The sequence below is a fragment of the Mesorhizobium sp. M7A.F.Ca.CA.004.12.1.1 genome (assembly GCF_003997835.1).
Classification (GTDB): Bacteria; Pseudomonadota; Alphaproteobacteria; order Rhizobiales; family Rhizobiaceae; genus Mesorhizobium.
In genome coordinates this window covers 1-9,100 of record NZ_RZRK01000183.1, presented here as the reverse complement: position 1 = coordinate 9,100, position 9,100 = coordinate 1, and the positions used below count along the sequence as shown (strand labels likewise).

12 protein-coding genes and 1 pseudogene are annotated in these 9,100 nt (G+C 62.4%); 2 read left to right on the top strand and 11 right to left on the bottom strand.

What is annotated here, in order from left to right; genetic code table 11:
• From EN984_RS12240 to ybgC, 4 genes and pseudogenes are all read right to left on the bottom strand, one after another.
• A pseudogene (locus EN984_RS12240) lies at positions 1-228 on the bottom strand (hypothetical protein); the annotation flags it as partial.
• 7 nt (positions 229-235) lie between these two features.
• Positions 236-688, bottom strand: a complete 453-nt coding sequence (gene tolR / locus EN984_RS12235) for a protein TolR (protein WP_023811855.1) — start codon at positions 686-688, stop codon at positions 236-238.
• Between the two features lie 10 nt (positions 689-698).
• Complete coding sequence (tolQ, locus tag EN984_RS12230) at positions 699-1,409, bottom strand: protein TolQ (protein ID WP_013529145.1); 711 nt, start codon at positions 1,407-1,409, stop codon at positions 699-701.
• A 420-nt stretch (positions 1,410-1,829) separates the two neighbouring features.
• Positions 1,830-2,300, bottom strand: a complete 471-nt coding sequence (gene ybgC, locus EN984_RS12225; protein WP_127269539.1) for a tol-pal system-associated acyl-CoA thioesterase — start codon at positions 2,298-2,300, stop codon at positions 1,830-1,832.
• Between the two features lie 57 nt (positions 2,301-2,357).
• Here ybgC and EN984_RS12220 point away from each other — a divergent pair, with 57 nt between their 5' ends.
• Positions 2,358-3,608 carry a cellulase family glycosylhydrolase gene (locus EN984_RS12220; protein WP_127269538.1) on the top strand — a complete coding sequence of 417 codons (1,251 nt, stop codon included), beginning with the start codon at positions 2,358-2,360 and terminating at the stop codon, positions 3,606-3,608.
• 103 nt (positions 3,609-3,711) lie between these two features.
• Here the strand turns inward: EN984_RS12220 and ruvB are convergent, their stop codons facing one another.
• From ruvB to EN984_RS12185, 7 genes are all read right to left on the bottom strand, one after another.
• Positions 3,712-4,749, bottom strand: a complete 1,038-nt coding sequence (gene ruvB / locus EN984_RS12215; RefSeq protein WP_127272275.1) for a Holliday junction branch migration DNA helicase RuvB — start codon at positions 4,747-4,749, stop codon at positions 3,712-3,714.
• Between the two features lie 43 nt (positions 4,750-4,792).
• Positions 4,793-5,413, bottom strand: a complete 621-nt coding sequence (ruvA, locus tag EN984_RS12210) for a Holliday junction branch migration protein RuvA (protein WP_013529140.1) — start codon at positions 5,411-5,413, stop codon at positions 4,793-4,795.
• A gap of 27 nt (positions 5,414-5,440) precedes the next feature.
• Positions 5,441-5,860 (bottom strand): type II toxin-antitoxin system VapC family toxin, encoded by a 420-nt coding sequence (locus EN984_RS12205; RefSeq protein ID WP_127268491.1) that lies wholly within the window; start codon positions 5,858-5,860, stop codon positions 5,441-5,443.
• Positions 5,838-6,107 (bottom strand): AbrB/MazE/SpoVT family DNA-binding domain-containing protein, encoded by a 270-nt coding sequence (locus tag EN984_RS12200; protein ID WP_127268490.1) that lies wholly within the window; start codon positions 6,105-6,107, stop codon positions 5,838-5,840. Before EN984_RS12200 ends, EN984_RS12205 begins: the two co-directional genes overlap by 23 nt.
• A 56-nt stretch (positions 6,108-6,163) precedes the next feature.
• A complete protein-coding gene (ruvC, locus tag EN984_RS12195; protein ID WP_127268489.1) occupies positions 6,164-6,673 on the bottom strand; it encodes a crossover junction endodeoxyribonuclease RuvC in 510 nt (169 codons plus the stop codon).
• A 75-nt stretch (positions 6,674-6,748) separates the two neighbouring features.
• The gene (locus EN984_RS12190) at positions 6,749-7,282 is read right to left on the bottom strand and encodes a DUF1465 family protein (RefSeq protein ID WP_127268488.1); all 534 of its coding nucleotides are present in this window, start codon (positions 7,280-7,282) and stop codon (positions 6,749-6,751) included.
• Between the two features lie 449 nt (positions 7,283-7,731).
• Complete coding sequence (locus EN984_RS12185) at positions 7,732-8,112, bottom strand: hypothetical protein (protein ID WP_127268487.1); 381 nt, start codon at positions 8,110-8,112, stop codon at positions 7,732-7,734.
• A 326-nt stretch (positions 8,113-8,438) separates the two neighbouring features.
• Between EN984_RS12185 and EN984_RS12180 the strand changes: the two genes are divergently transcribed.
• Positions 8,439-8,990 carry a DUF2269 family protein gene (locus tag EN984_RS12180; RefSeq protein WP_127268486.1) on the top strand — a complete coding sequence of 184 codons (552 nt, stop codon included), beginning with the start codon at positions 8,439-8,441 and terminating at the stop codon, positions 8,988-8,990.
• Positions 8,991-9,100 lie beyond the last annotated feature (110 nt).

Genomic DNA, 9,100 nt, shown 5'->3' with positions numbered 1-9,100 from the left:
ACAAGAAGGCCGTGATGCATGAAAAGCCGGCACCTGTGCCGGCTTTTCATGCATCACGGCCTTCTTGTCGCCCTGCAACGTCTGCGCAATGGCTTCCATCGGCACGATATCGACCGCGACCGACTCGACGTCGGACGACGGAAGTGCCGCCGGCGCCGTCAGCGTGAACAGGCCGAAGGTCAGCGCCGCCGTATGCAAGATCACCGATGTGGTGAGGCCGGTCTTCATCGCGCGTCTATTGGTCCTGTTCCTGCAGTGAAACCAAGCCGATGTTCTTGTAGCCAGCGGCCGAAATGCGGGCCATCACCTTCATCGCCGTGCCATAGTCGGTGGACTTGTCGCCGCGGATGAAGATGCGCTCCTCATAGCCGGTCTTCGAGATCGCCTGCAGCTTGGCCACCAGCTCCTCGATCGGGATCTCGGTTTCCTGCAGATAGATCTGGCCGGCGGCGTTGATCGAGACGGTGATCGGCTGCGTGTCGGCATTCATCGCCTTGGCCTGCGTATCCGGCAGGTCGATCGGCACGCCGACCGTCAGCATCGGTGCGGCGACCATGAAGATGATCAGCAGCACCAGCATCACGTCGACCATCGGCGTGACGTTGATCTCGGACATCAGTGCATGGTGACGGCCGCGCCGCCTGTGGCCGCGCCCGCCGCGCCCTCCCATGCCCATGGACATACCCATCTGCTACTCCTCAGGCCTTGGGGGCCACTTTTTCATCGATTTGGCGCGAGAGTATGGCGGAGAACTCGTCGGAGAACCCTTCCATGCGCACGGCTATCTTGCTCGCATCGGACGACAGCTTGTTGTAGGCGATGACGGCCGGAATGGCGGCGAGCAGGCCGATGGCCGTCGCCAGCAACGCTTCGGCGATGCCCGGCGCAACCACTGCGAGACTGGTGTTCTTGGAGCCGGCGATCGCCTGAAACGACGTCATGATGCCGATGACGGTGCCGAACAGGCCGATGAAAGGTGCCGCCGAGCCGGTGGTGGCGAGGAAACCTAGGCGGCCTTCCAGCTTTTCCATCTCGCGGGTCAGCGCCAGGTCCATCGCCTTGTCGATGCGGGTCTGCAGGCCGAGCGGCGACTTGGCGCCCTTCTCGAAACTCTTCTTCCACTCGCGCATGGCGGCGACGAAAATGGCGCCCATGCCGGTGGTCTTGCGGTCGGCGAGCGTGCGGTAGAGCTCCTCCAGCGACTGCCCCGACCAGAACACCTGTTCGAACCGGTTGAGCGCCAGCCGCATGCGGGCATAGGAAACCAGCTTGTCGACGATGATCGCCCAGGTCCAGACCGAGGCGCAGAGCAGGCCGATCATGACCAGCTTGACAACCCAGCTGGCCGAAACGAACAGCGACCAAACCGACAATTGCGCGCCCGGGTCGGCGAGTGCGATATTTTCCATCGTTACGTCCTTAAGATTTTCCGGGCGAAGCTGGCGGCTGGCCCCTGGCATCCCTTGTGGTCGGTTCGCACGAAGCTACCGGAACAACCCCAAACTGTGCCGTTATCGGCCTTTTCGGGGCAAATATTGGTGAAAGGAAGGCGTTCGATAACGCCAATCTTCACCAATCTCTTCATGAACCGTTATGGTTAAGGATGGGTTAGTATATAAGGCGCGGCGCATTGCCACGCCCAATGGCAAGGCCATCAATTCAATGGCTGCGCTAGGGTGTGCTGAGATTCAGGTCAGGCCGAGCCGAAAGCGGTAGATTCCGAGAACCGGAGCGGAGCGTACTTTCGTACGTGAGCACAGTTCTACCGCGATGCGGTAGAACGGGGAAGCGCAGGAAGCTGCTGTTTGCAGGCCGGCATCACCTGAATATCAGCGCACCCTCGGCATGAATGCCGCCACCCATTCCCTGGGAAAACGCCTTGGGCGGCCATTCTCACCGATGATCGCCGCCTCGACCTTGGCCTCGACCAGCAGTTCGTCGCCACGCTTGAGCTGCTGCGCCATGAAGATGCGCGCGCCGGAAATCTCCTCGGTGCGGGTGTCGACCGTCAGGATGTCGTCGATGCGGGCGGGGCCGCGAAAGTCGATCTCCATGCGGCGCACCACCCAGACTATTCTTTCGCCATGCTTGCCATCGGCAAGCTCTGTGTGGTGCACGCCGGTCAGCCGGAGATAGTCGGAGCGACCGCGTTCGAAGAATTCGAGATAGCGCGCATGGTAGACGACGCCGGAGAAATCGGTGTCGGCATAATAGACCCGCGCCATCAGCCGATGGCCGAACGTGGTCAGCGCGCCGGAAAGCCCGGCCAGCAGCGTCGCCGATTCACCATGATCGCCCATTGCGCTTCCTTTTTCAGCCCCGACCAGGCACCGGTTTCCCGCGGAACATAACATCGGATGGCACTGTTGACGGCGATGATCAAGAGTTTGACGGCGGCGCTGTTCGTGCTCGTGGCTTTGGCGCTGCCTGGCCAGGCCGCGACATTCTCGATGAAGCGCGGCCTCAACCTCGACCAATGGGTCACATGGCCCGGCGAAGACCAGTGGGGCGACGCCGAAGCCATCCTGCCCTATCCGGAATGGCGCAAATTCCTTGGGGAGAACGACCTCAAGGCGCTGAAGGATGCCGGCCTCGATTTCCTGCGCATGCCGGTCGACCCTTCGCCTTTCCTGTCCGACCAGACCGTGGCCTTGCGTGACGACCTCTATGCCAGCGTGCTGGACTCCGTGCGCATGATCAACCGCGCCGGCCTGAAGGTTATCGTCGACATGCACCTGATCCCGGCCGGCGGCAGCCGCAAGATCGGCATGGCTGAAGTGATGGACGACCCGCGGACCTTCGACGCCTATGTCGAGATGGTCCGCAAGATGGCCCGCACGCTGGCCGGCGAAGATCCCACCCAGGTTGCCTTCGAGCCGATGAACGAACCGATCGTCGACTGCGACAGCGATGGCACCAGCCTGTGGCCGGACCGCCAGCGCAAACTGTTCGCCGCGGCGCGATCCTCGGCGACGAAACTGACCCTCGTGCTGACCGGCGCCTGCTATTCCGCGGCGAGCTCGCTGGAGAAGATCGACCCGAAGGCGATCCCTGACGACAACGTCATCTGGACCTTCCATTCCTACGATCCGTTCCTGCTCACCCATCAGGGAGCGACCTGGGCCGGCGACTTCATCCCCTATGTGACTGGCCTGCCCTATCCGTTGACCGCGGTGCCCAAGGCACAGCTCGACGTGACGCTCGACACCATCCGCGCCAGGATCAAGGCCGAGGCCCCGTGGACACGGCAGAGCGGCCTGCTTGCCTATCTCGACGAACAGGTCGCCAGCATGGACAGTCCCGACAAGTTGCTGGGCCTCATGGATGCGCCGTTCAAAAAGGTCGAGGCATGGGCGAAGGCCAACGGCGTCAAGCCGGAAAACATCTCGCTGGGCGAGTTCGGCATGATCCGCCAGGAATATGGCAACGCCTATGTGATGCCCGCCGAGTACCGGGCCGCCTATGTCAGGGACATGATCGGGCGCGCCGAAGCGCACGGCTTCTCATGGGCGGTGTGGAGCTATGGCGGCGCCTTCGGCATCGTCGACGCCTTCAACGGCGACAAGGCCGAACCGGATGTAATGGACGTGATCCGCGGGCTGCATTGATCGCTCAGCCAAGATCGGTCGAGAAGATTCCGGGCGCATTCAAAAAACGTACCGACGCAATGCTGAGCCAATGCCCGAGACGACGGGGCGGCGCACTGGAAAATTACTCTTCCTGGAACAGGTTGATCTGCTGCTGCGCCAGATCCTTCGGCGCGTCGAGGCCGAGATGGCGCCAGGCATTGGCCGTCAGCATGCGGCCGCGCGGTGTGCGCTGGATGAAGCCCTGCTGGATCAGATAGGGCTCGATGATGTCCTCGATGGCATCGCGCGGCTCTGACAGGCCGGCGGCGATCGTCTCGATGCCGACCGGCCCGCCGCCGAAATTGCGCGCGATCATGCTGAGATACCGCCGGTCGAGCGCGTCGAGGCCGAGCGCATCGACCTCCAGCCGGGTGAGCGCCTCGTCGGCGATCTTGCGGTCGACATGGCCGTCGCCGGCCACCGAGGCGAAATCGCGCACACGGCGTAAGAGCCGGCCGGCGATGCGTGGCGTGCCGCGCGCACGCCGCGCGATCTCCAGCGCACCGTCGTCGCCAAGCGGCATTTGCAGGATGCGGGCGCCGCGCCGCACGATCTGCTCCAGCTCTTGGACCGTGTAGAAATTGAGCCGTACCGGAATGCCGAAACGGTCGCGCAGCGGATTGGTGAGCAGGCCGAGCCGCGTGGTGGCGGCGACGAGCGTGAAGCGGGCAAGGTCGATCTTGACCGAACGCGCCGCCGGTCCTTCGCCGATGATCAGGTCGAGCTGGAAATCCTCCATCGCCGGATAAAGGATCTCCTCCACCGCCGGGCTCAGCCGATGGATCTCGTCGATGAACAGCACGTCGCCTTCCTCGAGATTGGTCAGCAGCGCGGCAAGATCACCGGCCTTGGCGATGACGGGACCCGAGGTCGAGCGGAAATTGACGCCGAGTTCGCGCGCCATGATCTGCGCCAGCGTCGTCTTGCCGAGACCGGGCGGCCCGACGAACAGCACATGATCGAGTGCCTCGTTGCGGCCCTTGGCGGCCTCGATGAACACTTTGAGATTGGCCCGCACCGCCGCCTGGCCGACGAAATCGTCGAGCGTCTGCGGCCGCAAGGTCTGCTCGGCATCCTCGCCGCGTTTTTCCGGCGCAATCAGGCGGGGCGACAGGCTCATGACGCCTTCCTTGCACACGGCAAGGAACTGAACAAGCGACGGTTCACCGCGCCAGTTCCTTCAGCCCGAAGCGGATCAGCTTCGGCGCATCGGCATCCTCGCCCGCCGTCTTCAGCGCCGCCGCCACAGCATTGGCGGCGGTGTCGCGCGAATAGCCGAGATTGACCAGCGCCGAGACCGCGTCGGTGATGGGCGCGGATGCCACGCCGTCACCGAGTTCCTGTTTCAGGCCGATGGTGCCCGAGGCGGTTCCGGCGTAGGCCGGCGCCTTGTTCTTCAACTCGGTGACGATGCGCTCGGCCACTTTCTTGCCGACGCCGGGCGCGCGCGAAACCATGGCGATATCGCGCAGCGCAATGGCGTTGGCGAGATCCGCCGGCGCCAGCGTCGACAGGATGGCCAGCGCCACCTTGGCGCCGACGCCCGGAACATTGTTCATCAGCAGCCGGAACCACTCGCGTTCCAGCACCGACTGGAAGCCGTAGAGGCGCAGCATGTCCTCGCGCACATAGGTCTCGATGAACAGCACCACCGCTTCGCCGGGCGAAGGCAGCGCCGCCAGCGTGCGCGCCGAGCAATAGGCGACGTAGCCGACGCCATGGATGTCCACGAGGCAATGGTCCTCGTCGACCTCGTCCAGCGTGCCCTTGAGCTTGCCGATCATGCCAGACCTTTCATGGAAGATGGGCTCTCATGGGTGCGTCTCAGGAGAGATGATGTCGAGGTCGGGAAAATAGCTGCGGTAGCGAGCAGCGTCGCGGGTCAAAAGACGATGTCCAGCGACGGTCGCGTGAGCGCCGATAAAGAAATCGGGCAAGGTTCTTTCCCTGACGCCACCGGCCCGGCGATAGCGGGAATGCGTAACGCCGGCAAGGAACGCCGCGTCCCAAGATACAAGTTCGCGATCCATCCCAAGCATGTCGACTGCTTTTCGAAGCGCCGTTTCCGTCGCAATCAGCGGCGCCAACTCGGACCAGACGATCGTGTTGACCACCAACGCGCCGTCGCGGCGGCAGGAGGCGATTGCCGATGCCGACCATCCTTTCATCGGTCCGGCTGGACCCCAAACATCGATCAGGACATTTGTGTCAATCAACGTCGAGATCTTCACGCGGCCCCCTCAACCACTCCATGTACTGATCGGTGGTCATGCCTCCCAGATCCAACGTCCCCTCCATCTGGTCGAGGACATCGCTGAACCTGCGCAATTTCTCTTCCTGGGAGAGGTTCTCGTTGACGGCAACCAGCCGAACACCCTCGTCGGTGGCCACGAACTCCACCTCGGAGCCCGGGGCGATGCCCAGACGGTCCCTTATCGGCTTGGGGATTGTGACTTGCCCCTTGGTGGTCACGCGCATGGTAATACCTCTGCGGTATTACTTATCCCTGCAGCGTGAACAAGTCAAGAACATAGCTAGCCGGCCAGCGCCATCCTGTAGGCCACGCTCTGCCGGTGATGCGCGTGGCAGATGGCGATGGCGAGCGCATCAGCGGCATGTTCGGTATCGAAGACGGCTTTCGGCAACAGCACCTTCACCATCATGTGGATCTGCTTCTTGTCGCCATGGCCGACGCCGATCACCGCCTTCTTCACCGCGTTGGGCGCATATTCTGCAACGACAAGCCCCGCACGCGCCGGCACCAGCATGGCGATGCCACGCGCCTGGCCGAGCTTCAGCGTTGCCACCGCGTCCTTGTTGACGAAGGTCTGTTCGACCGCCGCCTCGTGCGGCATCGCGCTGTGCAGGATTTCGGCGAGCCCGTCATGCAGCTGGCACAGCCGCGTTGCCAGCGCCGCCTTGTCGTCGGACTTCACAGTGCCGGAAGCAATGAAGCGCAGCGAATTGCCGAGGCTTTCGACGATGCCCCAGCCGGTGCGCCGAAGCCCAGGATCGATACCGATGATGCGAATCGCTTCCGCCATTTGCCGAGTTTACCTCCGGCCCACAGCGATGCCAGCGAAATGTGAACAAACCGGAAACAGAAGACGGACCGAGGTCTAACCCCGAGCGAAAGCCGTGTTGAGCAGGCTGATCTGGTCGGAAACCGGATTGAGGCGGCGAGCCATCGGTTGCATGTCGACCAAGGCGCTCGAGCCATAGATCTCCTCGTCCATGCGGCGCACCAGTGCTTGCAGGCGCAGCGAGCGGGTGACGAGATCGAGGAAATCCTCGGGCAACTCGGCCCAGCCGGCGGCTTCGTCATGGGCGGAAGCGGTGTCGAGACGCACCTTGGACTTTTCCGACGCGACCTGGTCGCGGGTCATCTCGCCGGAATTGGCGGCGCGCTGCAAAAGCAGCCAGGACGCAACCTGCATCAGCCTGGTGGTCAGCCGCATCGATTCGGCCGCATAGAGCGTGGCGCCCAGCCGCGACAGTTTCTTTGCCTCGGCCCGGCCCTTGCCGTCGAGATATTCGGCGGCCTGTTCGACCAGGCCCATGCCTTCCTGGTAAAGCGGCTTGAAGGATTGCGAGAAAACCCGGCGCTCCGCCAGCTTGACGGTTTTCGCACTGCCCTTCGAAGGCTCGTTCATTGATACGCCCCTGCACTTGCAACCGGCCGATTCGGCTCCCTGCCGATACACCCGGAACCCTATCTGACTGAAGCTTGAAAATGCGCTTCGTCACCGGCGAAGGCAAGCACATGTTTAACAGAAGGTTAACGGCGAGCCGCCATTGGGCGGCCCCGCTGAGACGCGGACAAAAAGGGAAATGAAGACAAAAAAAGAGCCGCGGATAAGGCGGCTCTCAGGAGTTTAACAGGGAGGCGTCAAACAAAGTGGCTCCAACCACTCGGTAAGAATCCAGATCACTGGATGAACATAGTAAACACCTGTAAAGCTTAATGAAGCCTTAACGGCGCGGATGTTTTTTGACCGAACGCCGCCATACTGTGCCGTAACAGGACAGCATCTCCTGCGTTAGGCTAGCTCAGGCTGTCCTCCAGATCGCCGGCACAGCCTCACCTTACCCCAGGTCCAGCTCAGGCCGTCTTCCAGATCGCCGGCAAGGCGATGAAGGCGAACAGCAGCATGGCTGCGTAGAAGCCCATCGAGGAGGCCGCCACCAGCGGTTCGATCGCGGCATTGCCGGCAAGCAGGAAGTAGAGGCCGATCAGCAGGCCGATGCCGCTGATTGCGGTCAGCCAGAAATGAACGGTGGCGAGTGTCTTTTGCCCGATGGCAGGGAACAAATGGTAGAAGAAGGCGAAGACCGCCGACATCAGCCATCCAGCCACCATTGTGTGGGCGTGAGTCGGCATCTGACCGTGATCCTGGCTGATCGACATGTGCAGGCCGAGCGCCATGCCGCACAGCGAATAGATGACGGCCAGTGTGAAGAAATTCCGTGCTACCCCTTGCATGTCTGTCCCCCGAATTGCCTTTTCCCGTTGTGGGAATGGGTTGATCGTCAGGCGATTGTTGTCGCCACCGGGCTCCCGGCGTTAAGCGCGTTAGCATCGGCGATGTTTCCGGACGATGTCGCGCCAACCCCCTCCCGACGATTCGTACATTAGCAGGAAATCAGATAGCGCGTTCACTATCTCAGCCGCTTCTTCATTGCCTGAAACAGATCCGGGTTTTTCGCGACATCGTTCCGAAACAGGCGCCACGCTAAACGCCCGCTCCTCTGACGGCCGGCGCAAATCAGCGCCGCCGCAACCTGACCGGAACACTGCAGGAGCAACCCATGGACTGGTACTCGATCGTCAAATTCCTCCACGTCACTACCGCCATTCTGTGGGTCGGAGGCGGCTTCGTGCTGTTCCTGCTGGGCATGCTTGCCGAGCGGGCGGGCAACATAGAGGAAAAACTGCAGGCAATGCGCGCCAGCGGTCAGCTGGGCGGCAGGTTCTTCGCGCCGATGTCGATGCTGACGCTGATTTTCGGCCTCATCATGTGCTGGTTCTGGGTCGGCTTCTCCGACCTGTGGATCCTCATCGGCCTGGCCGGCTACGCCACGACCTTTTCGATCGGCATGTTCATCTTCAAACCGACCGGCGAGCGCATGGGCGCAATGATCGCCAAAGAGGGCGTCACACCAGAGGTTCTTGCCATCGGCCAGCGTATGATGAGCGCGGCGCGCTTCGACTATGCGGTGATGGTGGTCATCATTGCCGACATGGTGCTCAAGCCGACCGTGCATGACATCGGTATCCTCGCCGGCATGGTGCTGGCCGTCTTGATCGGCGCCACACTGGCCTTTGGCGGCAACCGCCGTCTCGTGCCGAGCGCTGCCTGACCCTGATGACGGGCGGCGGCGCAGCCGCCTTTCTACATCGGACCTGCGATGCCATCCCACAGCAGCTTCAGTGCAACGACCGCGACGGTTGCATAGGTGAAGGGATAGAA

Bases quoted from the DNA above. Each gene is read 5' to 3' on its own strand.
- EN984_RS12190 (WP_127268488.1), bottom strand. From the start codon at position 7,282: ATGAACGAGCCTTCGAAGGGCAGTGCGAAAACCGTCAAGCTGGCGGAG.
- EN984_RS12180 (WP_127268486.1), top strand. From the start codon at position 8,439: ATGGACTGGTACTCGATCGTCAAATTCCTCCACGTCACTACCGCCATT.
- tolQ (WP_013529145.1), bottom strand. From the start codon at position 1,409: ATGGAAAATATCGCACTCGCCGACCCGGGCGCGCAATTGTCGGTTTGG.
- ybgC (WP_127269539.1), bottom strand. From the start codon at position 2,300: ATGGGCGATCATGGTGAATCGGCGACGCTGCTGGCCGGGCTTTCCGGC.
- tolR (WP_023811855.1), bottom strand. From the start codon at position 688: ATGGGTATGTCCATGGGCATGGGAGGGCGCGGCGGGCGCGGCCACAGG.
- ruvC (WP_127268489.1), bottom strand. From the start codon at position 6,673: ATGGCGGAAGCGATTCGCATCATCGGTATCGATCCTGGGCTTCGGCGC.
- EN984_RS12185 (WP_127268487.1), bottom strand. From the start codon at position 8,112: ATGCAAGGGGTAGCACGGAATTTCTTCACACTGGCCGTCATCTATTCG.
- EN984_RS12220 (WP_127269538.1), top strand. From the start codon at position 2,358: ATGGCACTGTTGACGGCGATGATCAAGAGTTTGACGGCGGCGCTGTTC.
- EN984_RS12200 (WP_127268490.1), bottom strand. From the start codon at position 6,107: ATGCGCGTGACCACCAAGGGGCAAGTCACAATCCCCAAGCCGATAAGG.
- ruvA (WP_013529140.1), bottom strand. From the start codon at position 5,413: ATGATCGGCAAGCTCAAGGGCACGCTGGACGAGGTCGACGAGGACCAT.
- ruvB (WP_127272275.1), bottom strand. From the start codon at position 4,749: ATGAGCCTGTCGCCCCGCCTGATTGCGCCGGAAAAACGCGGCGAGGAT.